The organism is Streptomyces sp. NBC_01803, assembly GCF_035917415.1.
In the GTDB taxonomy this organism is placed as follows: Bacteria; Actinomycetota; Actinomycetes; order Streptomycetales; family Streptomycetaceae; genus Streptomyces.
On sequence record NZ_CP109073.1, the window covers coordinates 3,154,526 to 3,179,132 of the forward strand.

Annotated in this window: 28 protein-coding genes; 16 read left to right on the top strand and 12 right to left on the bottom strand. The window is 71.8% G+C overall.

Features of this window, described 5'->3' with window-relative positions:
- Positions 1–46: 46 nt before the first annotated feature.
- The gene (locus OIE51_RS14135; protein WP_326598012.1) at positions 47–364 is read right to left on the bottom strand and encodes a cupin domain-containing protein; all 318 of its coding nucleotides are present in this window, start codon (positions 362–364) and stop codon (positions 47–49) included.
- A gap of 48 nt (positions 365–412) precedes the next feature.
- Between OIE51_RS14135 and OIE51_RS14140 the strand changes: the two genes are divergently transcribed.
- The 3 genes from OIE51_RS14140 (at position 413) to OIE51_RS14150 (ending at position 2,681) form a co-directional block, all read left to right on the top strand.
- Positions 413–784: a phage holin family protein gene (locus OIE51_RS14140; protein ID WP_326598013.1), complete on the top strand. Its 372-nt coding sequence runs from the start codon at positions 413–415 to the stop codon at positions 782–784.
- Between the two features lie 230 nt (positions 785–1,014).
- A complete protein-coding gene (locus OIE51_RS14145) occupies positions 1,015–2,181 on the top strand; it encodes a cystathionine gamma-lyase (RefSeq protein WP_326598014.1) in 1,167 nt (388 codons plus the stop codon).
- A gap of 5 nt (positions 2,182–2,186) precedes the next feature.
- Positions 2,187–2,681 (top strand): NUDIX hydrolase, encoded by a 495-nt coding sequence (locus tag OIE51_RS14150; RefSeq protein WP_326598015.1) that lies wholly within the window; start codon positions 2,187–2,189, stop codon positions 2,679–2,681.
- Between the two features lie 22 nt (positions 2,682–2,703).
- On the opposite strand, the gene OIE51_RS14155 is transcribed toward OIE51_RS14150, so the two are convergent.
- Together OIE51_RS14155 and OIE51_RS14160 are read right to left on the bottom strand one after the other, a co-directional pair.
- Positions 2,704–3,510: a pyridoxamine 5'-phosphate oxidase family protein gene (locus OIE51_RS14155; RefSeq protein ID WP_326598016.1), complete on the bottom strand. Its 807-nt coding sequence runs from the start codon at positions 3,508–3,510 to the stop codon at positions 2,704–2,706.
- A 125-nt stretch (positions 3,511–3,635) separates the two neighbouring features.
- The gene (locus OIE51_RS14160) at positions 3,636–4,799 is read right to left on the bottom strand and encodes a globin domain-containing protein (protein ID WP_326600630.1); all 1,164 of its coding nucleotides are present in this window, start codon (positions 4,797–4,799) and stop codon (positions 3,636–3,638) included.
- A 263-nt stretch (positions 4,800–5,062) separates the two neighbouring features.
- Here OIE51_RS14160 and OIE51_RS14165 point away from each other — a divergent pair, with 263 nt between their 5' ends.
- Positions 5,063–5,512 carry a GNAT family N-acetyltransferase gene (locus OIE51_RS14165; RefSeq protein WP_326598017.1) on the top strand — a complete coding sequence of 150 codons (450 nt, stop codon included), beginning with the start codon at positions 5,063–5,065 and terminating at the stop codon, positions 5,510–5,512.
- 117 nt (positions 5,513–5,629) lie between these two features.
- Positions 5,630–5,779, top strand: a complete 150-nt coding sequence (locus OIE51_RS14170) for a hypothetical protein (RefSeq protein ID WP_326598018.1) — start codon at positions 5,630–5,632, stop codon at positions 5,777–5,779.
- Here OIE51_RS14170 and OIE51_RS14175 read toward each other — a convergent pair.
- Positions 5,754–7,013 (bottom strand): MFS transporter, encoded by a 1,260-nt coding sequence (locus tag OIE51_RS14175; RefSeq protein WP_326598019.1) that lies wholly within the window; start codon positions 7,011–7,013, stop codon positions 5,754–5,756. The two genes, OIE51_RS14170 and OIE51_RS14175, sit on opposite strands and share 26 nt — an antisense overlap.
- A 149-nt stretch (positions 7,014–7,162) precedes the next feature.
- On the opposite strand from OIE51_RS14175, the gene OIE51_RS14180 reads away from it, so the two are divergent.
- The 6 genes from OIE51_RS14180 to OIE51_RS14205 all read left to right on the top strand — a co-directional run bounded on the left by OIE51_RS14180 (position 7,163) and on the right by OIE51_RS14205 (position 13,125).
- Entirely contained in the window at positions 7,163–7,618 is a 456-nt protein-coding gene (locus OIE51_RS14180; RefSeq protein ID WP_326598020.1) for a MarR family winged helix-turn-helix transcriptional regulator, read from the top strand.
- A 470-nt stretch (positions 7,619–8,088) separates the two neighbouring features.
- Positions 8,089–9,129: a pyridoxal-phosphate dependent enzyme gene (locus tag OIE51_RS14185; protein WP_326598021.1), complete on the top strand. Its 1,041-nt coding sequence runs from the start codon at positions 8,089–8,091 to the stop codon at positions 9,127–9,129.
- Positions 9,126–10,064, top strand: a complete 939-nt coding sequence (locus OIE51_RS14190) for a diiron oxygenase (protein ID WP_326598022.1) — start codon at positions 9,126–9,128, stop codon at positions 10,062–10,064. Before OIE51_RS14185 ends, OIE51_RS14190 begins: the two co-directional genes overlap by 4 nt.
- Positions 10,061–11,065 (top strand): ornithine cyclodeaminase, encoded by a 1,005-nt coding sequence (locus OIE51_RS14195; RefSeq protein ID WP_326598023.1) that lies wholly within the window; start codon positions 10,061–10,063, stop codon positions 11,063–11,065. Before OIE51_RS14190 ends, OIE51_RS14195 begins: the two co-directional genes overlap by 4 nt.
- 186 nt (positions 11,066–11,251) lie before the next feature.
- Positions 11,252–12,193, top strand: a complete 942-nt coding sequence (locus OIE51_RS14200) for an ornithine carbamoyltransferase (RefSeq protein WP_326598024.1) — start codon at positions 11,252–11,254, stop codon at positions 12,191–12,193.
- 11 nt (positions 12,194–12,204) lie between these two features.
- Positions 12,205–13,125 carry a methyltransferase domain-containing protein gene (locus OIE51_RS14205; RefSeq protein WP_326598025.1) on the top strand — a complete coding sequence of 307 codons (921 nt, stop codon included), beginning with the start codon at positions 12,205–12,207 and terminating at the stop codon, positions 13,123–13,125.
- Here OIE51_RS14205 and OIE51_RS14210 read toward each other — a convergent pair.
- Positions 13,078–14,184: a carboxylate-amine ligase gene (locus tag OIE51_RS14210; RefSeq protein WP_326598026.1), complete on the bottom strand. Its 1,107-nt coding sequence runs from the start codon at positions 14,182–14,184 to the stop codon at positions 13,078–13,080. The genes OIE51_RS14205 and OIE51_RS14210 overlap by 48 nt on opposite strands.
- Before the next feature lie 47 nt (positions 14,185–14,231).
- On the opposite strand from OIE51_RS14210, the gene OIE51_RS14215 reads away from it, so the two are divergent.
- Positions 14,232–14,687 carry a hypothetical protein gene (locus tag OIE51_RS14215; RefSeq protein ID WP_326598027.1) on the top strand — a complete coding sequence of 152 codons (456 nt, stop codon included), beginning with the start codon at positions 14,232–14,234 and terminating at the stop codon, positions 14,685–14,687.
- Here OIE51_RS14215 and dnaB read toward each other — a convergent pair.
- Positions 14,629–16,161, bottom strand: a complete 1,533-nt coding sequence (gene dnaB / locus OIE51_RS14220; protein WP_442811922.1) for a replicative DNA helicase — start codon at positions 16,159–16,161, stop codon at positions 14,629–14,631. The two genes, OIE51_RS14215 and dnaB, sit on opposite strands and share 59 nt — an antisense overlap.
- 330 nt (positions 16,162–16,491) lie before the next feature.
- On the opposite strand from dnaB, the gene OIE51_RS14225 reads away from it, so the two are divergent.
- Positions 16,492–17,823, top strand: coding sequence for an MATE family efflux transporter (locus tag OIE51_RS14225; protein ID WP_326598028.1), 1,332 nt, complete (start codon positions 16,492–16,494; stop codon positions 17,821–17,823).
- 113 nt (positions 17,824–17,936) lie between these two features.
- Here the strand turns inward: OIE51_RS14225 and rplI are convergent, their stop codons facing one another.
- From rplI to rpsF, 4 genes are all read right to left on the bottom strand, one after another.
- Positions 17,937–18,386, bottom strand: coding sequence for a 50S ribosomal protein L9 (gene rplI / locus OIE51_RS14230; protein WP_326598029.1), 450 nt, complete (start codon positions 18,384–18,386; stop codon positions 17,937–17,939).
- Positions 18,387–18,407: 21 nt separating this feature from the next.
- Complete coding sequence (rpsR, locus tag OIE51_RS14235; protein WP_003978893.1) at positions 18,408–18,644, bottom strand: 30S ribosomal protein S18; 237 nt, start codon at positions 18,642–18,644, stop codon at positions 18,408–18,410.
- Positions 18,645–18,699: 55 nt separating this feature from the next.
- The gene (locus tag OIE51_RS14240; RefSeq protein ID WP_326598033.1) at positions 18,700–19,272 is read right to left on the bottom strand and encodes a single-stranded DNA-binding protein; all 573 of its coding nucleotides are present in this window, start codon (positions 19,270–19,272) and stop codon (positions 18,700–18,702) included.
- A 118-nt stretch (positions 19,273–19,390) separates the two neighbouring features.
- Positions 19,391–19,681 (bottom strand): 30S ribosomal protein S6, encoded by a 291-nt coding sequence (rpsF, locus tag OIE51_RS14245; RefSeq protein ID WP_326598034.1) that lies wholly within the window; start codon positions 19,679–19,681, stop codon positions 19,391–19,393.
- Positions 19,682–19,885: 204 nt separating this feature from the next.
- Here rpsF and OIE51_RS14250 point away from each other — a divergent pair, with 204 nt between their 5' ends.
- The 3 genes from OIE51_RS14250 (at position 19,886) to OIE51_RS14260 (ending at position 22,509) form a co-directional block, all read left to right on the top strand.
- A complete protein-coding gene (locus tag OIE51_RS14250; protein ID WP_326598035.1) occupies positions 19,886–20,209 on the top strand; it encodes a hypothetical protein in 324 nt (107 codons plus the stop codon).
- 105 nt (positions 20,210–20,314) lie between these two features.
- A complete protein-coding gene (locus tag OIE51_RS14255) occupies positions 20,315–21,433 on the top strand; it encodes a lipid II:glycine glycyltransferase FemX (RefSeq protein ID WP_326598036.1) in 1,119 nt (372 codons plus the stop codon).
- A gap of 44 nt (positions 21,434–21,477) precedes the next feature.
- Positions 21,478–22,509 (top strand): alanine racemase, encoded by a 1,032-nt coding sequence (locus OIE51_RS14260; protein WP_326598037.1) that lies wholly within the window; start codon positions 21,478–21,480, stop codon positions 22,507–22,509.
- Between the two features lie 72 nt (positions 22,510–22,581).
- Here OIE51_RS14260 and OIE51_RS14265 read toward each other — a convergent pair whose 3' ends face one another.
- Positions 22,582–23,664 carry an inositol-3-phosphate synthase gene (locus OIE51_RS14265; protein ID WP_326598038.1) on the bottom strand — a complete coding sequence of 361 codons (1,083 nt, stop codon included), beginning with the start codon at positions 23,662–23,664 and terminating at the stop codon, positions 22,582–22,584.
- A gap of 54 nt (positions 23,665–23,718) precedes the next feature.
- Positions 23,719–24,339, bottom strand: a complete 621-nt coding sequence (locus OIE51_RS14270) for a PadR family transcriptional regulator (protein ID WP_326600632.1) — start codon at positions 24,337–24,339, stop codon at positions 23,719–23,721.
- Between the last annotated feature and the right edge of the window lie 268 nt (positions 24,340–24,607).

The window sequence follows — 24,607 nt, forward strand, 5'->3', positions numbered from 1 at the left end:
GAACCGGGGCGCCGAAGCCGGCGGGCCGGAAGCCGGGGGCCGGGCGTCAGCCCTCCGGCGGCGAGAAGACGACCATGACCCGCAGGTCTTCGGTGATGTGGTGGAACCTGGCCGGCGTCCCGGCCGGCACATAGACCACGCTGCCGCGCGCCACCGTGGTGGTCTCGCCGCCGACCGTCAGCGACGCCCGCCCGCTGACGACGAAGTTGAGCACGTCCTGCGCCTGCGGGCGCTGCGTGTCGGCCTGCCCCGCGCCCAGCGCGTAGAGCCCTGCCGACAGGTTGCGTTCGCGAAGGAAACGGAGGTAGGCGCCGTCGTACGCGACCCGTTCCGCCTCCAGCGCGTCCAGCCGGAACTCCTTCATCGCGCCCATTCCCCTTGCGCCCCTCGTGCCATCTGAAACGATCTCTCTATGACAAGCATTCTGTTCCGGTTCGTCGCCAACGCCGTGGCGCTGGCCGCCGCCGTCTGGCTGGTGGGAGACATCACCCTCGGCGACGACGACACGAGCACCGGAGGCAGGACGGCGACCCTGCTCGTCGTCGCGCTGATCTTCGGTCTGGTCAATCTGGTCGTCAAGCCCATCGTGAAGGTGCTGTCCCTGCCGCTGCTGGTGCTCTCGCTGGGCCTGTTCACCCTGGTGATCAACGCCCTGATGCTGATGCTGACCAGCGCGCTCGCCGGGGACGCCTTCGAGGTCGACGGCTTCTGGCCGGCCGTGCTGGGCGGGCTGATCATCTCCATCGTGTCGTGGACGGTCAACATGGTGCTGGACAGTGATTGAGCCGGGCCCCTTCCGGTATCTCCCCGGTCTCCCCGGTCTCCCCGGTCTCCCTGGTCCTCCGGGTCCGTTTCGTCCGCACCGCCGACAGCCGCCGTTCCCCGAGGGCCGAGGCCGTCCTGCGGACGCCATCGCGGCGAAACGGCGGCCGGGGATGGCGTGCCGGGGCGGGGACGGGGCAGGGGACAGGGCGGTATGAGTGACCCGGAGCGACGGACGACGAGGGATGGCCGATGACCGGCGACGGAACACGTGCCGTGCGGGCCGGGCTGCCCGCCGCCGAGGCGTATCAGCCCCCGATGCCGGGGCCGGTGTTCGCCGCCCACTTCCACCTGCCGGGCGACCCGGCCGACGCCACCTATGGCTACGGCCGCGAGGGCAACCCGACGTGGACCGGCCTGGAGCGGGCCGTCGCCGAGTTGGAGTCCCCCGGCGAGGAGGCGCACGCCGTCGTCTTCCCCTCCGGCATGGCCGCCATCGCCGCCGTCCTGATGGGACTGCTGCGCCCCGGGGACACGGCCGTGCTGCCGTCCGACGGCTATCAGCTCCTGCCGCGGCTGCGCGAGCGGCTGGAGACGACCGGTGTCCGTGTCCGCACCGCCCCCACCGGCGGCGACGCCCAGCTCACGGCCCTCGACGGTGACGATGACGGCCGACTGCGGCTGCTGTGGCTGGAGACCCCGTCCAACCCCGGGCTCGACGTGTGCGACATCCGCCGCCTCGCCGACGCCGCGCACGCGCGCGGCGCGCTCGTCGCCGTCGACAACACGCTGGCCACGCCGCTCGGGCAGCGCCCGCTCGACCTGGGCGCCGACCTGTCCGTGGCCAGCGGCACCAAGGCGTTCAGCGGCTACGGCGACGTGTTGCTCGGCTATGTCGCCTGCCGCGATCCGGAGCGGGCCGGAGAGATCCGGCGCTGGCGCACCACCACCGGCGCCATCCTCGGCCCGATGGAGGCGTGGCTCGCCCACCGCGGGCTGGGCACGCTCCACCTGCGCGTGGAGCGGCAGCAGACCAACGCGCTGGCCGTCGCCGCCGCGCTGCGCGAGCGGCCCGAGGTGACGAGCGTGCGCTACCCCGGGCTGACCGACGACCCCGCGCACCCCGTGGCGGTGCGCCAGATGCGGCGGTTCGGCTGCGTGGTCTCGTTCGTGCTGCCGGACCCCGAGCACGCCGAGCGGTTCCTCGCGGCGCTGCGGCTGGTGGACGACGCGACGAGCTTCGGCGGGGTGCGCTCGACGGCGGAACGGCGCGGGCGGTGGGGCGGCGACGCGGTGCCGACGGGGTTCATCCGGTTCTCCGCGGGCGTGGAGGACCCGGAGGATCTTGTCGCGGACGTGTGCCGGGCGCTTGAGGTGGCGGGGGCGGAGGTTTCACCCGGGGCCAACCGGGCCACATGACTTGCATGACCCCAGCACAACCCGTGGTCAAGCGCACCGCTCGCGCCATCCTGCTCGACGAGTCCGACCGTCTCATCGTCATCAAGCGCACCAAGCCCGACCGCCCGCCGTACTGGATCACGCCGGGCGGCGGGGTCGAGCCGACGGACGCCACCGTGCTGGACGCCCTCCACCGAGAGGTGTTCGAGGAGCTGGGCGCGAAGATCACCGACGCGGTCCCGGCCTTCGTGGACACCGTCCCGTGCACCGCGGACGACGGCGACGGCCTGCCGCCCGGCCTGAAGGTGCAGCACTTCTTCGCCTGCCGGCTCGCCTCCATGGACCCCTCGCTGCGGCACGGGCCCGAGGTGGAGGCGCCCTGCGGCACGTACGAGATCGTGCGGCTGCCGTTCACGCCCGAGGGGCTGGCCTCCGTCGACATCGTCCCGCGGTCCCTCAGCCGCTATCTGACCCGGAACATCCCCGGCATCCGCGCGCTGCTCGCCCGCGACTTCACCTGAGCGGCGCGGGGCCGCCGGCCCCTCAACCGAACCAGCCGCCCGAGGACTCGCCGGTCCCCGCGCCCCGGCGCCGCGCCAGCTCCAGCGCGCGCCGCGCCTCCTCGCGCCACGCCGCGGCGCCCGGCGGCGGGGGCGGCGGGGGGGCGGGCCGCTCGGGGCCGGCGGTCAGGGCGGCGGGCACCGGCCGGCCGTTGAGCTCGCGCGTGCGGCGGACCTGGGCCTCGCGGGCGGCGCCGAAGAAGTCCCCGCCCTTGCGCTTGTAGTCGTCGGTACCCCAGTCGCGGGCGGTGCGCCGGGCGGCCTTGACCAGCTGCGGGATGTGCTTGGCGCAGTGGACGTACGCCTCCTCGACGTCGATCCGCACCCAGAGCTCGGCGGCCCGGCCCGGCACGGTGTCCCTGGGCAGCTCGGGGTGGTGGGCGCGTAGTTCGGCGTCGGGCACCACGCTGGCGCGGCCGTTGATGTGCAGGCCGATCCTGGCCCGGTCGAAGTCCATCAGGAGCAGGCCGGCGTGCGGGTTCTCCGTGATGTTGCCCAGCGAGGCGTGCACGCCGTTGCCCCGGTACTCGGGGTAGGCGATGGCGCGCGGGTCCAGCACGTGCAGGAAGCCGGGCGGGCCGGCGCGGAAGCTGTTGTCGCACTCGCCGTGCCGGTCGGCGGTCGCCAGGAAGAACATCTCCTGGCGGGCGACGAAGTCCCGCATGCGCTCATTGAGATGGTCGAGGACCTGCTCGTCGTAGAAGCGGTCGGCGCGCGCCTCGGTGCCCAGCCGCCGCTGCAGGGCGTGCTCCCCGTCGCTGCCCGGCCGGCCGGTGATGTCGGGCCCCACCGTGCCGACGTCCGTGCCTGTGTCTGTGCCTGTGTCCGTGCCGATTCCCGAACTACCCGTACTTGACATGCCGTTGATTCGCTTCGCGCTTTCCGTGTGTGGACTCGCCGGCCTCCCCGGCGGTGTCAGCCGTCCGCCGCGTCCGGCGTCCCCATGAAATCGTGCCGTATCCGGTCCGGCGGAATCCCCGCGGACACCAGGGCGTCCACGCTCTTGCGGATCATCTGCGGCGGACCGGACAGATAGCCGTCGAACTCCCGCCACGGGCCGAACTTCCGCACCGCCTCCGGGAGCCGCCCGGCGAAGCCGCGCGTGGCGTACTCGGCGACGACCGGGCGCACCGCGAGCCAGGGGTAGCGGCGTTCCAGGCCGAGGAGGTGGTCCAGGTCGTACAGCTCGGCGTCGCGGTTGGCGCCGAAGAACACCTCGACCGGGCGGCGCCCGCCGTGCTCGGCGACCTCCTCGACCAGCGCCCTGATCGGCGCGATGCCGGTGCTGCCGCCGACGCACAGCAGCCCGCGCCCCGAGGAGTGGTCCAGGGTCATCGATCCGCCCGGCGGGCCGAGCCGGAGCACGTCGCCGAGCCGGGCGCGGTGCACCAGCGCCCGCGAGACCCAGCCGGCCGGCACGGCCTTGACGTGGAACAACAGCAGCCCGTCCGAGCGCGGACAGGAGGCGAACGAGAAGCTCCGCCACTCGCGCGGCCACCACGGGGTCTCGACGCTGGCGTACTGCCCGGCCCGGTACGGATACGGCTGGTCGGGGCGGACGGTGACCACGGCGACGTCGCTGGTGCGCCGTTCGTGACCGACGATCTCGGCCAGCCACCAAGGCGGGGAGCGCAACTCGTCCTCGGCCGCCGCGTCGATCATGATCTGGGAGATCGCCGTGTAGGCGCGGACCCAGGCCGCCTCGGCGTCGGGACCCCAGGTGCGCGGGGCGTAGCGTTCGAGCGCGGCCATCAGGCACTCGCCGACGGCCGGGTAGTGCTCGGACCGGGTGCCGTATTTCCGGTGACCGCGACCGAGGTTGAAGAGATAGTCCGTCAACGTGACGGTGTCGTCGATGTGTTCGGCGGCGGTGAGCAGCGCGCGGAAGAGGCGATCGCGCTGCGCGCTCATCGCGATGGGGAACATCTCGCGCACGCCCGGGTTCCGCACGAAGAGCAGTGCGTAGAAGTACGAAGTGACGTCATCCGCGAGCGGTTCGATCTCGGCGAGTGTGCGCCGAATCACCATCGCGTCAGGCGACGGCGCCTCTTTTGCATTCCCATTGCCGTTTCCGGCCATGGTGGCTCCGTCGCCGGCCGATATCGCGGTCATGCTCCTGCCTCGCCTCGATCAGCTCCCGGTCGCACAGCGTGTCAGCATGCTCACCCCCGGGCGGGTGGTGAACCGGAAACCCGGCCATCGAGCTCCTCGCAACCCATAAAATGAACGCCTTCACGCCACCCGGGCGCGGAATCGACCATACCGTTATACGGCTGAGACACAAGCCCCCTCCAGGAGTGTGAGGTTCGCGTGTTTCCGGGTGTTCTTAGACTGCGGTGCATATGAATATCACCATGCGGCAGGCGTTTCCCGCGGACGTCCCGGAGATCGTCGCGATGCTCGCCGACGACATGCTCGGCGCGCGGCGCGAGAACCCCGCCGATCTCGCCCCGTATCTGGCGGCGTTCGAGCGCATCGACGCCGACCCGAATCAGCTTCTGCTCGTCGGCGAGCGGGACGGCCGCGTGGTGGGAAGTTTGCAGCTCAGCATTCTGCACGGGCTCTCCCGGCGCGGCTCCTCACGCGCGCTGATCGAGGCGGTGCGGGTTGCCTCGGCCGAGCGCGGCGCGGGGCTGGGCGGTGAGCTGATCCGGCGGGCGGTGGAGGAGGCGCGGCGGCGCGGCTGCGTCCTGGTACAGCTCACCTCCGACGCGGCCAGGACCGACGCGCACCGCTTCTACGAGCGGCTGGGCTTCAAGGCGACGCACGTCGGTTTCAAGCTGGCTCTGTGACAGGACTCACGCCCGCCGGCCCCCGGATCGGCGCCGCCGACACGGGCCCGGGCGGGTCGTAGGGCTCGCGGGGAAAAGCAGTCGCCGCGGGGGGCGGGGTCGGCCACGCTGGAGGCCGTGACGTCCACGCCCGTCGCCCGCGGGGAGATCCGGCGGATCGCCACCGCGAGCGACGGCCCGGCCGAGATCCTGGTCCGCAGGGCAGGCGGCGGCCGGGTCACCGTCGCGAACACCGGCGAGGTCAGGGCCGTTCCCTGGACGGAGTGACGGCCATCGGCTCCACCCCGGCCCTGGCCCTGGCCCCGGAGGCGACGACCGCGCCGCTCCGCCGGGACGCGCCGCGCCGTTCCATCCGCGCCGCGACCACAGCGAGCACCAGGGCGCTCGCCGCCATCGCCGCGCCGACCAGGTTCGGGAGGGTCTCGCCGCCGCCCGCGGCGAGCACCAGCCCGCCGAACCAGGCGGCGATGGCGTTGCCCAGGTTGAACGCCCCGATGTTCACGGCCGACGCCAGCGTCGGCGCCTGAGCCGCGTTGTCCAGGATCCGCTTCTGCAGCGGCGGCACGGCCGCGAAGCCGAAGGCGCCGATCAGCGGCAGCGTCACCGCCGCCGCGACCTTGTCGTGCGCGGTGAAGGTGAACGCCGCCAGCGCCAGCGCCAGCGCGCCCAGCGACGCGTACAGCATCGGCATCAGCGCGCGGTCCGCGTACCGGCCGCCGACCAGGTTCCCGGCGACCAGCCCGACGCCGAAGAGGACCAGCAGCCAGGTGACGCTGCTCTCCGCGTAGCCGGCGGCGTCGGTCATCATCGGCGCGATGTAGGTGATCGCGGCGAAGACGCCGCCGAAGCCGAGAACGGTCATCGCCATGGCGAGCAGCACCTGCGCGTTGCGGAACGCCGCCAGTTCGCCCCGCAGTCCGCCGCCGGACGCCCGCTCGGCGGGTGAGGGGTCCCCGGCGCCGTCGGGCACGAGCGCGGCGACGCCGATCAGCGCCACGACGCCGACGACCGTGATCGCGGCGAAGGTCAGCCGCCAGCTCACCTGCTGGCCCAGCAGGGTGCCGGCGGGCACGCCGACCACGTTGGCCACGGTCAGCCCGGTGAACATCAGGGCGATGGCCCCGGCCCGCCGCTCCGGCGCGACCAGGGTGGCGGCCACCACCGAGCCGATGCCGAAGAAGGCGCCGTGCGCGAGCGAGGCGATCACCCGCCCGGTCAGCAGGACGCCGAAGGCGGGGGCGACGGCGGAGACCGCGTTCCCCGCGATGAACAGGACCATCATCAGCATCAGCATCCGCTTGCGGGACACCTTGGCACCGGCGATGGCCAGGACCGGTGCGCCGATCATGACGCCGAGCGCGTAGCCGGAGGCGGTGAAGCCGGCGGTGGGGACGGACACGCCGAACTCGTCGGAGATCTCCGGCAGCAGGCCCGTGACGACGAATTCCGTGGTGCCGATCCCGAAGGCTCCGATGGCCAGGGCCAAGAGCGCGAGTGGCATGAGCCGACCCTCCCAGGTCTGTGCAGACAAGCATTACCGGCCTAGACAATAATTGCAGACGCCCTATACATGCAAGCGCGGACTATTTCGCCGATGAGCTAGGCTGAAGAGGCGCCGACGAGGGCGACGAGGAATGACAGGGAGAGGCGATGACACGTCCGGATCCGGGCCTCGCCCAGGGCTGGTGTGCCCTGTCCGCGCTGCACGACCGCATCGAGGCGCACATCGAGCGCGCGCTCCAGACAGGCCACGGGCTCAGCGTCCGCGAGTTCTCCGTGTTGAACGTCCTCAGTCAGCAGCACGACGGCGACGGCGGCCACTTCCGGATGAACCAGCTGGCCGACGCGGTCGTCCTCAGCCAGAGCGCCACCACCCGCCTGGTCAACCGCCTGGAGGACCGCGGCCTGCTCACGCGCTACCTGTGCGCCACCGACCGGCGCGGCATCTACGCGGATGTCACCGAGGCCGGCCGCCGGCTTCTCGAAGAGGCCCGTCCGACGAACGACACGGCCCTGCGCGAAGCCCTCGACCAGGCCGAACGGCGCGCGGCCCTCGCCCCGCTGGTGGCGGCGGTCCGCACGTCGCAGTTCGACCCGGCCGGCTAGTCCCGGCCAGTCCCGCTCGCGGGGAGCGGCGGCGCGCGACGCGCCGCCGCCCGCCGACGTCCGATTCATTCAAGGCCCCCCGCCCGCGCGGCACCTGGGCTGCGGGGCATGACACCTCGACTCGATCTCATCGGCATCGTCACCGACGACCTCGCCGCCTCGGGTTCGAGTCGCGCGAGGCCCCCCTCGCCCCGCCCGACCCCGGGACAAGAGGCGGGTGATGTCGCGCCGGGCCCCGGGGCGCGGGCCGGCCGCTGCCGGCCCGCGCCCGCGCGCCGCCACCGACCGCCGGCGCGACCGCGGGTTCCGGTCGCCCCGATCACCAAGATCCTCATGGCCTCCGGCCTCGCACACGCCCCACCTCGGCCACCCCGCGCCCGATCGCCACCCATGCCCGATTTGCGGGTATATGGGGGGCGGGTTAGAACAGAGGCACCAGCGAGGGGGACCGCCGCACCCAGGGACAGACCATGCCCGACAGCGAGTTCCAGGCACTCCCCGGCGGCCCGCCCGCCCCCCTCACGCCCGTCGTCACCTTCCAGCTCTCCGTCGATGGTCTCCCGGGCCACCTGTGGCTGAAGCTCGAATCGCACAACGCCCACGGCTCCGTCAAGGACCGCACCGCCCGGGCGCTGTGGCGGGACGTCGCCGAACGGATAGATCCCGACGCCGGGATCATCGAATCCACCTCGGGCAACCTCGGCGTCGCCCTGGCCGCCCTCGCCGCCTCCCACGGCGTCCCGTTCACCGCCGTCATGGACCCCCGCAGCCCCGCCTCCCTCGTCGCCGCCATCCGCGCGCTGCGCGGACACGTCATCACCGTCGACCGGCCCGACGGCGCCGGTGGCTACCTCCTCAGCCGCCTCGCCCACATCCGCGAACGGCTCGCCGCGCAGCCCCGTCTCGTCTGGCCCAACCAGTACGCCAACCCGGCCAACCCCCGCGCCCACACCCAGGGCACCGCCCCCGAGCTGCGGGCCCAGACCCACGGCCGCCCCGCCCGCGTCCTCGTCGCCGTCTCCACCGGCGGCACCCTCGCGGGCTTCCGCGACTACCTCACCGCCGCCCGCCCCGACTGGGAGCTGATCGGCGTCGACATCACCGGCTCCGCCGCCCTCGGCGGTCCTCCCGGCCCCCGCGTCCTGTCCGGTATCGGCGCCAGCCGGCCGTCCGCGTTCCTCCCGGGCGGCTACCGCCAGGCCGTGCACGTCAGCCCGCGGGACGCGGTCGGCGCCTGCCTGTGGCTCGCCGACACCACCGGCATCACCGTCGGCGCCAGCTCCGGCGCGCTGATCGCCGCCGCCCTGCGCATGTTCCGCGCCGGCCCCGGCCGCACCGACATCGCCTGCCTGTGTCCCGACGGCGGCGACCACTACCGGGAGACCGTCTACTCCCCGCGCTGGCGGCGGCTCAACGGCATCACCCCCACCGACATCGCCCGCGGTATCCACGTCGTCGGCGCCGGCCGACCCCCCGTACCCACCCCCACCGGCACCGGAGGGGCTCCATGAAGCCGGGCGACGCGCCACGCCCCGCCGCACGCGACTGGTACGGCCGGGCGGGCGTCCGCACCGGCCCGCGCCGCCGCCTCGGCGACGAACTCGACGCCGGCCGCCTCTACTTCCCCCCCGACCTGGTGCCTTACCACGACCACCCCCTGGTCCGGGCCCTGCCCGCGCCACGCCGCGCCGAACTCCTCGCCCGCCACCTCTTCCACTACCTCTCGTTCACCGCCCACTTCGAGACCCGCGTCGTCAACCGCGCCACCGAACGCATCGCCGGCGGACGCAGCGGCGTCGACACCGGCACCGACGTGCGCCTCGACGCCTACCGCATCTACTGCGACGAGGGCTACCACTCCCTCTACAGCCTCGACGTCATCGACCAGATCTCCACCGCCACCGGCATCACCCCCCTGCCCTACGCCTTCGACCCGTTCCTCCGCCGTCTCGACGCCACCGGCGCCCAGGCCCTTCCCGACAGCCCCGTCCTCGCCCAGCTCCTCCAGGTCGTCGTCTTCGAGACCCTCATCACCGGCATCCTCAACGACGTCCCCAAGGACCCCCGCGTCCTGACCGTGGTCCGCGACATCGTCCGCGACCACGCCAAGGACGAGGGCTGGCACCACGCCTTCTTCTCCCGCTTCTTCCGCGACCTGTGGGCCCAGCAACCCCCCGCCCGCCGCGCCCGGATCGCCCGCTGCGCCCCCGCCCTGATCCGCTCCAGCCTGCACCCCGACCCGCGCCCCGTGCGCGACTCCCTCACCGCCGCCGGGCTGACCCCGGCCGCCGCCGAGGACGTCCTGCGCGACGCCTACGCCCCCGACCGCGTCAACGCCTCCATCCGCGTGACCGCCCGGCACACCGTCCGCCTCTTCGAGGAGGCCGGCGCCCTCGACGTCCCCGGTGGCCGCGACGCCTTCCACGCCGCGGAGCTCCTCGGATGACCGCGCCGCCCGGCCTGCTCTGCCTCGACCGCGACGCCATCCGCGCCTGCGCCGCCGAGGTCGACCTGTGCGCCGTCGTCGAACACGTCCTGCGCCGACACGCCGAGGGCCGCGTCACCCTCCCCGCCGAGAGTTACCTGCCCTGGACCAACAGCGAGGGCGCCGCCTGCCGCTGCCTCGCCATGCCCGGCGCGGTCGAGAACGACGACGGACCGGCCACGTTCGGCCTCAAGCTGATCAACGCCGCCACCAGCAACCCCGCCCACGGCCACGAACGCGCCACCGGCGTCGCCTTCCTCTTCGACCCGGAGACCGCCCGCCCCCGCCTCCTCGCCGAAGCCGGCTGGCTCAGCGCCGCCCGCACCGCCGCCTACACCATGGTCAGCCTCACCCACCTCGGCCCCCGCCACTGGGACGCCATGACCCTCGTCGGCTGCGGCGCCCTCGCCCGCGCCCACATCGAGTTCGCCGCCCGCGCCTTCCCCCGCGCCACCCACCTCCACCTCCACGACCTCGCCCGCCCCCGCGCCGAGGCCCTCGCGGACTGGACCCACCGGCACCACCCCCGGCTCACCCCCCACGTCCACGACGACCCGCGCGACGCCGTCCGGGCCGCCACCGTCCTCGTCCTCACGACCACCAGCGACCGGGGCTACCTGCCCGCCGCCTGGCCGCTGCCCGGCACGTTCATCGCCCACGTCTCCCTGGACGACCTGCTGCCCGAGGTGTTCCACACCGCGCAGGGCCTGTTCGTCGACGACGTCGGGCTCGTCACCGACAACCCCCGCCGCGTCCTCGGCGGCCTGATCCGCGACGGCGAGATCACCCCCGACGGCACCCTCGGCCAGGTCCTCACCGGCCGCGTCCCCGCGATCCGGCCCACCACCGGCCATGTCGTCAGCAACCCCTTCGGGATGGCCATCCTCGACGTCGGCCTCCTCGACGCCCTCCACCACATCGCGCGCGCCAAGGGCCACGGGCACGAGATCGGCCTGCTGTGACACCCCCGCCGCGCGGCCCCACGAACGCGCGGCGACATGACCGCGCGGCCACACGACCACGCAGCCGCACGATCACCAGCCACACGAGGGCACAACCGCACGACCGCGCCGGCCACACGACCGTGCGGCCACATCCCAGGCAGCGCCATCTCCCCCGCAGCACCATCTCCTCAGAAGGGAAGCCCCATGGACGACACCCCCGCCACCGGCCTGTTCTCCCTCGCCGAGCTGCGCCCGGACACCCTCACCGGCCTCGTCCGCCGCTCCGCCGCGCTCCACCGCGACCCCCGCGCCCACGACCGCCCCCTCGACGGCCGGGCGGCGGGCGTCCTGTTCACCCGGACCTCCACCCGCACCCGCACCGCGTTCACCGTCGGCGCCCTCCGGCTGGGCGCCACCCCCGTCACCTACGGCCCCGACGACCTCCAGCTCAACACCGGGGAGACCCTCACCGACACCGGCCGCGTCCTCGGCGCCATGCTCGACCTCCTCGTCGCCCGCACCGCCGGACCCCTCGCCGACCTCCGCGCCCTCGCCCGCGCCGGCCGGCTCCCCGTCGTCAACGCCATGGCCGCCGAGGAACACCCCACCCAGGCCCTCGCCGACCTCGCCACCCTCACCACCGCCTTCGGCGACGACCTCACCGGCATCCGCCTGCTCTACGTGGGCGAGGGCAACAACACGGCCGTCGCCCTCGCCCACGCCCTCGCCGCCGTCCCCGGCGCCCACGCCACCTTCGCGAGCCCCGCCGGCTACGGCCTCCCCGAGACCGAGCTCAAGACCGCCACCCGCCGCGCCGGCACCACCGGCGCCGTCATCGAACAGATCCACGACCTCGGCCTCGCCCCCGGCCACATCGACGTGCTCTACACCAGCCGCTGGCAGACCACCGGCACCCGTAAGGCCGACCCCGACTGGCGCGAGAGCTTCCGCCCCTACCACGTCGACCGGCGTCTCCTCTCCCGCTGGCCCGGCGCCGCCTTCATGCACGACCTCCCCGCCCACCGCGGCGACGAGGTCGCCGGCGACGTCCTCGACGGCCCCGAGTCCCTCGCCTGGACCCAGGCCGCCATGAAGCTCCCCAGCGCCATGGCCGTCCTCGAATGGGCCGCCCCCACCCCTCACTGAAGCGAGGCCCCATGCTCAACCCCGCCCGCGTCCGCAGCTATCAGCACCTCACCGCAGGCGACCTCGTCCCTCCCACCTCACCCCGCGTCTTCTTCGAGCCCGCCGACACGGAGACCGGTGTCTGGGTCGCCCGCGATCTCATCACCGACGGCTGCTCCGTCCTCGATCTCGGCGCGGGCAGCGGCGCCGCGGCCGCCGCCATGGCCCGCGCCGGCGCCGCCCGCGTGCACGGCATCGACTCGGGCCGGGAGACCGTCGCCTGGGCCGCCGAGCACTACGCCTCCCCGGGCGGCGACCCCCGCGTCACCATCGCCCACGCCGACTTCGCCCGCCTCACCACCGAGGAACTGCTCGCCACCGCCCCCGCCCCGCTGCCCCGGCCCCTCGTGGTCACCAGCAACCCGCCCTACGTCCCGCTCGCCGAACGGGCCGACGCCCGGCGCCCCTCCATCAGCGGCGGACCGGACGGCCTCAAATGGGCCCCCGCGATCATCGGCCACGCCCGCGCGCTCGACAGCGACCTCGGCCTCACCATCGCCAGCTACTCCACCCCCCGCCGCGCCGTCCACCTCCTGCGCGACGCCGGATACCGCGTCCGCGGCATCACCCTCTGCCCCCTCCCCCTCGGCGAGTTCACCCTCCGCCATCTGGAGCGGATCCTCGCCCTCGAACAGAGCGGCGAAGCCGTCCTGTGGCGCCGCCCGGACGACCTCACCCCCGCCTACTTCATCCTGGGCCTCGCCTGCCGCCGCGCGCACCGCCATCCCGACGTGCCCGACCCGACCGGCGACGACCTCATGCGCCTCCTGCGCACCGCCGCCCGCTCCCGCACCACCCGCCTCGAAACCCTCGACGCGCCCCGCCAGATCACCCACCACGTCCCGCTACGGGTCCTCGACCTCCCCGCCGCCACCGTCCGCACCCACTGGTGACCCCGTCAACAGGTCCACCAACGCCCCCGCGCCCCCCGCCGCCAGGGCCCGCCGCTGCCGCCCCGCCCCCGTCCCCTCCCGCAACAGCCGCCGCACCGACCCGGTCACCCGCTCCAGATCCCCCGCCGCCGCCAGCGCCGGACCCACGTACGCCAGCAGCGTCCCCACCACCTCCGCCACCGGCCGCACCCGGCCCCCGACCGGATCCAGCACCTCCCCGTCCAGCCCCCACCGCGCCGCGCCCCACCCCACCGCCAGCAGCAGCTCCTGCGGTACGCCGGGCACCGGCACTCCCGCCGCGCCCTCGCGTAGCGCCGTCACCACCAGCGCCCGGGCCAGCCCCGCGAACATCACCGCCTCGTCCACCCGCAACTGCACGTCCACCGCCCGCACCTCCAGCGTCGGATACCGATCCGACAGCCGCGCCTGCCAGTAGAGCTGATTGCGCCCCCGCACCACTCCCGACGCGAGCAGCGCCGCCACCCGCCGCTCGTAGTCCTCCGCCCCGGCGAAGACCGGCGGCGGACCGCTCACCGGCCACCGGCCGAACACCAGCGTCCGCCAGCTCGCGAACCCGGTCTCCCGCCCGTCCGCCAACGGGGAGTTCGCCCCCATCGCCACCAGGACCGGAAGCCACGGCCGCACCCGGTTCAGCGCGTCCACCCCCGCCTTCCGTCCGGGTACCGCGACATGCACATGCATCCCGTTGATCGCGTGCTCGTGAATCAGCCGGGGGGTATCCGCCGCCAGCGCCCGGTACCGCGGCTCGTCCGTCACCGGCACCGGATCCGGTCCCGCGAACGGCACCGCCCCGGTCATCGCCACCCGGCACCCCGCCGCCACCGCCGCCGCGCCCGCCACCCGCCGCAGCCGCGCCAGATGCGTCCCCACCGCCGCCAGATCCGCGCAGACCGGAGTCGCCACCTCCACCTGCGACCGCAGCAGCTCCGCCCCCACCTCACCCCCCGCCAGCGCCCGCACCCGCGCCGACCGCGCCACCGGAACTCCGCGCGCCGGATCCAGCAGCAGGTACTCCTCCTCGACCCCGAGCGTGATCATGCACCGCATCATGACGCATACCGGGCGGTATCACCGCGGATCACGCCTTGACCTCGGGTGTGCGCTCCACCTCCTACCGTCGGCCCCATGACCACCGCACAACGGAAGCTCGGCACCGGATTCGGACCCACGGCACCGCCGACGACGTCCTCACCGGCATCGCCCTCTCCGGCACCTCCGCCCTCGTCACCGGCGGCTCGCGCGTGGTGGCGGTCGCCTCGGCCGGCCACTTCCTGTCCGGCATCCGCTTCGTCGAGTACGAGAATCCACCCGGCGTCAGCACCGACCGGCGCGTTCGCGGCGTCCTCGACAGCGACCGCGCCGCCTGGTACAACCACGTCAACCTGCCGCCCATGACCGCGGCGGCCACTGCCTTCCCCGGGAAATCCCCGACCAGTGGGTCGACGACCTGCGACGCACCTGCCGCGGCCGTCGGCAGCTCGCTCAGAAGCCGCCTTCCATGTTCACGAACCGCGAGTAGTGCCCCTGGAACGCCACGGTGATCGTCGCCGTCGGGCCGTTCCTGTGCTTCGCCACGATCAGATCCGCCTCGCCCGCCCGGGGGGACTCCTTCTCGTAGGCGTCCTCCCGGTGCAGCAGGATCACCATGTCCGCGTCCTGCTCGATCGAGCCCGACTCGCGCAGGTCCGACACCATCGGCCGCTTGTCCGTCCGCTGCTCCGGGCCACGGTTGAGCTGCGACAGCGCCACCACCGGCACCTCCAGCTCCTTCGCCAGCAGCTTCAGGTTCCGCGACATCTCCGAGACCTCCTGCTGCCGGCTCTCCGCCCGCCGGCTCCCGCCCGACTGCATGAGCTGGAGATAGTCGATGATCACCAACTGGAGAGCGTTCCGCTGCTTCAGACGGCGGCACTTCGCCCGGATCTCCATCATCGACAGGTTCGGCGAGTCGTCGATGTACAACGGCGCCTCGTTCACCTCGGCCATCTGCCGGGCCAGCCGGTTCCAGTCCTCGTCCGTCATGCTGCCCGACCGCATGTGGTGCAGCGCCACCCGCGCCTCGGCCGACAACAGCCGCATCGCGATCTCGTTCCGCCCCATCTCCAGCGAGAAGATGACGCTCGGCAGCTTGTGCTTGATCGAGCACGTCCGCGCGAAGTCCAGCGCCAGCGTCGACTTGCCCATCGCCGGACGCGCCGCGATCACGATCATCTGCCCCGGGTGCAGCCCGTTCGTCAGCGAGTCCAGGTCCGTGAAACCGGTCGGCACCCCCGTCATCTCACCGCTGCGATTGCTGATCGCCTCGATCTCGTCGAGCGTGCCCTCCATGATCTCGCCCAGCGGCAGATAGTCCTCCGAGGTCCGCTGCTCGGTGACCGCGTAGACCTCCGCCTGCGCCGAGTTGACGATGTCGTCCACATCGCCGTCCGCCGCATACCCCATCTGGGTGATGCGGGTGCCCGCCTGCACCAGGCGCCGCAGCACCGCCCGGTCGTGCACGATCTCCGCGTAGTACTCCGCGTTGGCCGCCGTCGGCACCGTGTGGACCAGCGAATGCACATAGCCGGCGCCGCCCACCTTGGCCAGCTCGCCGCGCTTGGTCAGCTCCGCCGAGATGGTGATCGGATCGGCCGGCTCGCCCTTCGCGTACAGGTCGAGGATCGCGCTGTAGATCGTCTCGTGCGCCGGCTTGTAGAAGTCCTGGCCACGCAGCACCTCCACCACGTCGGCGATGGCGTCCTTGGAGAGCAGCATGCCGCCCAGCACCGACTGCTCGGCCGCCAGGTCCTGCGGCGGCACCCGCTCGAACGCCGCCCGCGCCTCGTCGCCGCCGTCCCCACCATTCCCGGCGCCCCGCGCCTCGAAGCTCTGGCGCGGCCGGGACACGGACAGGTGCTGCTCCGCCTCACCGTCCCACGAGGGCCCAGCGTGCTCGTCGAGCTCCGTCACCGACCCCACCTCCTCCCGGCCAGAACCACCGCGTCGCTTCTCTTTCCTACGGCACAGCTCTGACATTTCCGCGTCGAGCGGGGACCTACGGTACGGCCCGTGGAGGGGAGCACCAACCAAGTTATCCACAGGCTATGTGGATTTCAGATCGGTCCCTGTGGATGACTCGGTGATTCCTGTGGACGAACCGGGGGACGAGGCTGTGGAGAACTTTCGCCCACTCTCCGCATACCGACCCTGACCTGCGGTTTCTTCATCCACCGCCTGTGTGCGGGAAAAACTTCGCCCCTTGTGCCGAGATCGTGGCGGCCAGGGCCGACCATCACACCGCAGCACACGTCAAGTAAGGGGTAAGAGACCCTTGCATCCATTACCTGTGGATGTTTGGATCGGACCATGTCCCCAGCGTCACCGAGCATGCGCCGCCACGACCGAGAGATACTCACGCTCGCCCTGCCCGCCTTCGGATCGCTCGTCGCCGAGCCGCTCTTCCTGATGGCCGACAGCGCCATGGTCGGCCACCTCGGCACCCCCCAGCTCGCCGGTCTCGGCGTCGCCGCCGCCCTGCTCACCACCACCGTCAACGTCTTCGTCTTCCTCGCCTACGCGACCACCGCCGCCGTGGCCCGCAGCGTCGGCGCCCGCGACCTGTCCGCCGCCATCCGCCAGGGACTGGACGGCATCTGGCTCGCCGTCATCCTCGGCCTGGTCCTGGTCGCCGTCGTGCTGCCGACCGCGCCCGCCCTCGTCGACGCCTTCGGCGCCTCCGCCACCGCCGCCCCGCACGCCGTCATCTATCTGCGGGTCAGCGCGCTCGGCATCCCACCGATGCTGATGGTCCTCGCCGCGACCGGCGTGCTGCGCGGGCTCCAGGACACCCGCACCCCGCTCTACGTCGCCGTCGGCGGCTTCACCGCGAACATCGCCCTCAACGCCCTCTTCCTCTACGGCTTCGACTGGGGCATCGCCGGCTCCGCCTGGGGCACCGTGCTCGCCCAACTCGCCATGGCCGCCGTCTACCTCCGGGTCGTCGTCCGAGGCGCCCGCGCGCACGGCGCCTCGCTGCGCCCCAGCGCGGCCGGCATCCTCGCCGGCGCCAGGGCCGGAGTGCCGCTGCTGATCCGCACCCTCTCGCTGCGCGGAGTGCTGCTCATCGCCACCGCCGTGGCCGCCCGGCTGGGCGACACCGACATCGCGGCCCACCAGATCGGGCTGACCGTCTGGATCCTGCTCGCCTTCGCGCTGGACGCCATCGCCATCGCGGGCCAGGCGATCATCGGCCGCTATCTCGGCGCGGGCGACGCGGCCGGCGCGCGGGCCGCCTGCCGCCGCATGGTGTGGTGGGGGACGGTCTCCGGCGCGGGACTCGCGGTGCTGGTGGCGGCGTCCAGCCCGCTGATCCTGCTGCTGTTCACCGGCGATCCCGAGGTGCGGAGCCGACTGCTGCCCATCCTGCTGGTGATCGCCGTCACCGAGCCGATCGCGGGGGTCGTCTTCGTGCTCGACGGGGTGCTGATGGGCGCGGGGGACGGCCCGTACCTGGCCGGGGCCATGCTGCTGACGCTGGCCGTGTTCGCGCCGGTCGCGCTGCTGGTGCCGGTCCTCGGCGGCGGGGTCACCGCGCTGTGGTGGGCGATCGCCGGGCTGTCGATGACGGCGCGGCTGGTGACGCTGACGCTGCGGGCGCGGACGGGCCGCTGGCTGGTGACGGGAGCGGTGCGGGCCTGAGAACCGCCCCCCGGGGACGGTCCCCGAGGACGGACGGGGAAAGGCCGCGCCCCCGCGACGAGGGCACGGCCTTCCGCCGGTGTCACCGCACCGGAGTCACCGCTGCTCCGGTGTCACTTCGCGGCGTCGACCTGGAGGCCGACGTTCGCGACGACCTCGGGGTGCAGCCGGACGGAGATCCGGTGCGTGCCGAGGCTCTTGATCGGCGTGCTGAGCTCGATGCGGCGCTTGTCGACATCGGGGCCGCCCGCGGTCTTGACCGCGGAGGCGATGTCCGCCGGGGTGACGGAGCCGAAGAGACGTCCGCCGGAGCCGGCGCGGACCTTGAGGCGGACGGTGACGCCTTCGAGCTGGGCCTTGACATCGTTGGCCTGCTCGATCGAGGCGATCTCGCGGATCTTGCGACCGCGACGGATCTGCTCGACGTCCTTCTGTCCGCCCTTGGTCCAGCGGATGGCCACACCGCGGGGCAGCAGGTAGTTGCGGGCGTACCCGTCCTTCACCTCGACGACGTCGCCGGCGGTACCGAGGCCGGAGACCTCATGGGTCAGGATGATCTTCATGACGCTTCAGTCACCCTTTCCTTAGCGAGCGGTGGAGGTGTAGGGCAGCAGCGCCATCTCACGGCTGTTCTTGACGGCAGTGGCGACATCGCGCTGGTGCTGGGTGCAGTTGCCGGTGACCCGGCGGGCACGGATCTTGCCGCGGTCGGAGATGAACTTCCGCAGCAGGTTCGTGTCCTTGTAGTCGACGTAGGAGATCTTCTCCTTGCAGAACACGCAAACCTTCTTCTTCGGCTTGCGCGCGGGCGGCTTCGCCATGGTGTCTCTCCGGTGGAATCAAAAGAAGTGTGGGTGCGGGGGTCGAGCGAGCCCGTCAGAAGGGCGGCTCGTCCGAGTAGCCACCGCCACCGCCACCGCCACCACCGCCGCCCCAGCCGCTTCCGCCACCCTGGCCACCGGCCGGGGCTCCGGTCGCCCAGGGGTCGCCGGCGGGGGCGCCCTGCTGGCCGCCTCCACCGCCCTGGCCGCCGCCGGGACCGCCCCAGCCGCCTCCGCCGCCGGGACCGCCCTGTCCGCCGCGAGCGGCGGAGCGGGTGACCTTGGCGGTGGCGCTGCGCAGGCTGGCGCCGACCTCGTCGACCTCCAGCTCGAAGACCGTGCGCTTCACACCGTCCCGGTCCTCATAGGTCCGCTGCTTCAGGCGGCCCTGGACGATGACGCGGGTGCCCTTGGTCAGGGACTCCGCGACGTTCTCCGCGGCCTGCCGCCAGACCGAGCAGGTGAGGAACAGGCTTTCGCCGTCCCGCCACTCGCTGGTCTGCCGGTCGAGGACGCGGGGTGTGGACGCGACGCGGAACTTCGCGACGGCCGCACCGGATGGGGTGAAGCGCAGCTCGGGATCGTCGACCAGGTTGCCGACGACCGTGATGACGGTCTCGCCTGCCATTGGGGGTACCTCTCGGCGCGGGTTAACTGCTGATGCTGCGATGATTACTTATGGCACTGACAGTGCTACTCGGCGTACCCGGACGCTCGCTGAGCGGCAGGGCCCGTGGGGCCTTGACTCAGTGGGTCGCGGGGCGGAGGACCTTGGTCCGCATGACCGACTCGTTCAGGTTCATCTGCCGGTCGAGCTCCTTGACGACGTCAGGCTCGGCCTGGAGGTCGATCACGGAGTAGATACCCTCGGGCTTCTTGTTGATCTCATAGGCGAGACGGCGACGGCCCCAGGTGTCGACCTTCTCGACCTTTCCGTTGGCCTCGCGGACAACAGAAAGGAAGGTCTCGATCAGCGGGGAGACCGAGCGCTCTTCGAGCTCGGGGTCGAGGATGACCATCACCTCGTAGTGACGCATGCGAAAACCCACCTCCTCTGGACTCAGGCGGCCACGGACGATCCGTGGCAGGAGGGTCGTGATGCGATCCGCTCGGGTGGGAGACGCGCGCGTTCCCCAAGAGGGCGGAAAGTACACCGTACCCGGTTGTCTCTCCGGGTTGAAATCCGGCGAGAAAACGTAGCAATCTGGACACCTGGGGGATACGCGGCGAGGAGGTGTCTCATGACTCATACGGCACACCACGGTCCGATGGCCCGAGTCGGTTCGTGGCTGAACACGGACGGCAGGCCGCATCCGGTCGAGAACGGTTTCGCGGCGGTGACGCTGCTGCTGGGAGCGGTCGCGGTGATCACGTCAATCTTCCCGGGGCTGCATCTGGTGAGCTGCTGGACGGGGCTCGCGGGGATCGCGACGGGCGGCTGGGCGCAGTTGATCTCGGCGACGACGGGGCAGCGTTTCGCGGCCGTGATCGGGCTGGGGGCGGCGGCGGTCGGCTTCTACCTCGGGACGGCCAACGGCGGTCTGTTCGGAGGTCTCGTCGGCTAGCTCCGGGCTGCCGCGCACGGCACCGCGCGTCCCGTGCGGGGGCGGGCGCCGTTAGGCTTCCGGCCAGACCCTGCGATTGCGACTGACGCCGGAGGAGCGCCCCGTATGAGCTTGACCCTGAGGACCATCAGCCGCGAGCAGCATCTGGCGTATGTCCGCTCGCTGCCCTCGGCGAGCCATATGCAGGTGCCGGCGTGGGGGGACGTGAAGGCGGAGTGGCGTTCGGAGTCGCTCGGGTGGTTCGGTCCCAGCGGTGAGATGGTGGGCGCGGGGTTGGTGCTGTACCGGCAGATCCCGCGCCTGAAGCGGTACTTGGCGTATCTGCCCGAGGGGCCGGTGATCAACTGGTACGCGCCCAATCTGGACGAGTGGCTGAAGCCGATGCTGGCGCATCTGAAGCAGCAGGGCGCGTTCTCGGTGAAGATGGGACCGCCGGTGGTGATCCGGCGGTGGAACGCGGCGGCGGTGAAGGCCGGTATCCAGAACCCGGATGTGAAGCGACTGCGGGATGTCGAGGCGACGTTCATCGAGCCGCGGGCTTTCGAGGTCGCGGACCGGCTGCGGCGGATGGGCTGGCAGCAGGGCGAGGACGGCGGCGCGGGCTTCGGGGACGTGCAGCCGCGGTATGTGTTCCAGATCCCGCTGCGGGACCGCTCGCTGGAGGACGTGCACAAGGGCTTCAACCAGTTGTGGCGGCGGAATATCAAGAAGGCCGAGAAGGCCGGCGTCGAGGTCGTGCGGGGTGGCCACGACGATCTGGAGACGTGGCAGCGGCTGTACGAGGTGACGGCGGAGCGGGACCGGTTCCGGCCGCGTCCGCTGGGGTATTTCCAGCGGATGTGGCGGGCGATGAACGCCGAGGACCCGGACCGCATGCGGCTGTATCTGGCGATGCACGAGGGTGAGGCGGTGGCCGCCGCGACGATGCTGGTCGTCGGGGGGCACGTCTGGTATTCGTACGGGGCTTCCGCGAATCACAAGCGCGAGGTCCGGCCGTCGAACGCGATGCAGTGGCGGATGCTCCAGGACGCCTACGCGATGCAGGCACACGTGTACGACCTACGGGGGATCGGTGACTCGCTCGAGGACACCGACCATCTCTTCGGACTTATCCAGTTCAAGGTGGGGACGGGCGGTGAGGCGGCGGAGTATCTCGGCGAGTGGGACTTCCCGCTCAATAAGCTTCTCCACAAGGCCCTCGACATCTATATGTCGAGGCGCTGACTCCTTCCCTCGCAGAGGTAGCTGAAAGAAAGGTCTCACCGGCCATGGCGCTCACCCTTTATGTCGACATCGACCGCTGGCGGGCGCACCAGCGGTCGGTGGTGGCTGATTTCCCCGATCTGGTGCCCGTGTGCAAGGGCAATGGTTATGGCTTCGGTCATGACCGGCTGGCGGACGAGACGTCGTCCATGGACCTCGACACGCTGGCCGTGGGCACCACCTATGAGGCTGCGGCGATGAAGGACCGGTTCAGCGGGGACATCCTGGTGCTGACGCCCTACCGGCGGATGGAGGAGCCGGTGCCGCTGCCGGACCGGGTGATCCGGTCGGCGTCGTCGGTGGACGGGGTCTATGGGCTGGTGGGGTCCCGGGTGGTCGTCGAGGTGATGAGCTCGATGCGGCGGCACGGGGTGCTGCCGACGGATCTGGGGAAGCTGCAGTCGGCGCTGGAGGACGTGCGGCTGGAGGGGTTCGCGATCCATCTGCCGCTGGACCGGACGGACGGCACGGACGCGGTCGAGGAGGTCATCGGCTGGATGGACCGGCTGCGGGCCGCGCGGTTGCCCTTGCACACGATGTTCGTGAGTCACCTGACCTCGGAGCAGCTGGCGCGGTTGCGGCAGCAGTTCCCGCAGACGCGGTTCCGGGCGCGGATCGGGACGCGGCTGTGGCTGGGGGACCACCAGGCGACGGAGTACCGGGCGGCGGTGCTGGACGTGACGCCGGTGGGCAAGGGCGACCGGTTCGGGTACCGGCAGCAGAAGGCGCCGGGGACGGGCTGGCTGGCGGTGGTGGCCGGGGGCACGTCGCACGGGGTCGGCCTTGAGGCGCCGAAGGCGCTGCACGGGATGACGTCGCGGGCCAAGGGCATGGCGCGGGCGAGTCTGGCGTCGGTGAACCGGAATCTGTCGCCGTTCGTCTGGGACGGGAAGCAGCGGTGGTTCGCGGAGCCGCCGCACATGCAGGTGTCGATCCTGTTCGTGCCGGACGACGCGAAGGGCCCGAAGGTGGGCGACGAGTTCCGGGTGATCCTGCGCCATACGACGACGTCGGTGGACCGGATCGTCGATCGCTGACAGGGTGGCGCGTGAGAAGGCGGCAGCCCCGGAAACGGACCGGGACTGCCGCCTTCGCGCACGCGGGGGTGCTCAGCTGTCGATCTCGCCCCGGATGAACTTCTCGATGTTGTCGCGGGCGACGTCGTCGAAGACCTGCACGGGCGGGGACTTCATGAAGTACGAGGACGCGGAGAGGATCGGGCCGCCGATGCCGCGGTCCTTGGCGATCTTCGCGGCGCGCAGGGCGTCGATGATGACGCCGGCGGAGTTGGGCGAGTCCCAGACCTCGAGCTTGTACTCCAGGTTGAGGGGAACGTCGCCGAAGGCACGGCCCTCAAGGCGGACATAGGCCCACTTGCGGTCGTCGAGCCAGGCGACGTAGTCGGAGGGGCCGATGTGGACGTTCTTCTCGCCGAGGTCCCGGTCCGGGATCTGGGAGGTGACGGCCTGGGTCTTGGAGATCTTCTTGGACTCCAGGCGCTCGCGCTCCAGCATGTTCTTGAAGTCCATGTTGCCGCCGACGTTGAGCTGCATCGTGCGGTCGAGGATGACGCCGCGGTCCTCGAAGAGCTTCGCCATCACGCGGTGCGTGATGGTGGCGCCCACCTGGGACTTGATGTCGTCACCGATGATCGGCACACCGGCCTCGGTGAACTTGTCGGCCCATTCCTTGGTGCCGGCGATGAAGACGGGCAGCGCGTTGACGAAGGCGACCTTGGCGTCGATGGCGCACTGCGCGTAGAACTTGGCGGCGTCCTCGGAGCCGACCGGCATGTAGCAGACGAGCACGTCGGCGCGGGTGTCCTTGAGGACCTGGACGACGTCGACGGGGTCGGCGTCGGACTCGACGATGGTCTCGCGGTAGTACTTGCCCAGACCGTCGTGGGTCTCCCCGCGCTGCACGGTCACGCCGGAGGGGGGCACGTCGCAGATCTTGATGGTGTTGTTCTCGCTGGCGCCGATGGCCTCGGAGAGGTCGGTGCCGACCTTCTTCGCGTCGACGTCGAAGGCGGCCACGAACTCGATGTCCGAGACGTGATAGTCACCGAACTGGACATGCATCAGACCCGGGACCCGGGTGTCCGGGGCGGCGTCCTTGTAGTACTCGACGCCCTGTACCAGCGATGCGGCGCAGTTACCCACGCCGGCGATGGCTACGCGAACCGAACCCATTCCGGTTGCTCCCTGTGTGTGTTCTCGACATGACCCCGCTTCTTCGCGGGGAGGTTAGGTGGTGGTGTCGTCGGAAGGGTCCGACGGGTCGCGCTCACGGGCGCCGCCGCGGTCGCGTCCTTCCCGCTCGCTCTCGATGAGCTCGTTGAGCCAGCGGACCTCGCGTTCGACGGACTCCATGCCGTGGCGCTGAAGTTCGAGGGTGTAGGCGTCCAGCTTCTCGCGGGTGCGGGCCATGGAGGCGCGCATCTTGGCGAGACGCTCCTCCAGGCGGCTGCGGCGGCCTTCGAGGACGCGCATCCGCACGTCGCGCGAGGTCTGGCCGAAGAAGGCGAAGCGGACGCCGAAGTGCTCATCCTCCCACGCGTCGGGTCCCGTCTGGCCGAGGAGCTCTTCGAAGCGCTCCTTGCCGTCGGCCGTGAGCCGATAGACGATCTTGGCCCTGCGGTTGGACAGAGGCGTGGCGCGGGGGTCGTCCACGGCGCGGCCGGTCTCCTCGGCCAGCCAGCCCTGCTGGACCAGCGCCTTCAGGCACGGGTAGAGCGAGCCGTAGCTGAACGCCCGGAAGACACCGAGCGAGGTGTTGAGCCGCTTGCGCAGCTCGTATCCGTGCATCGGGGACTCGCGGAGGAGACCGAGAACGGCGAACTCCAGGACACCGGAACGTCGGCTCACCTGGGGGGTCACCTCCGTTCTCATGGGTCGTGCCTTGCCTTTCGAGCCTTATTGTTGGTGCGATGCATTGAGCCGATGTATCAGCTCGATACATCGCCACGATAGAGCGAGGCGGCGGACCGGGCAAGTGGGGGCGCGGTGAGGGGGGTCACATCTTCACTTCACGGGATGCGTAATGCCCGTATTGCCCTGATCGCAGGGAAAGTTGGCAGTTTGCGGCTGCGTAGGCTGGGGGCCGTGCAGACCACCACGACCGGGAACCTTGTGG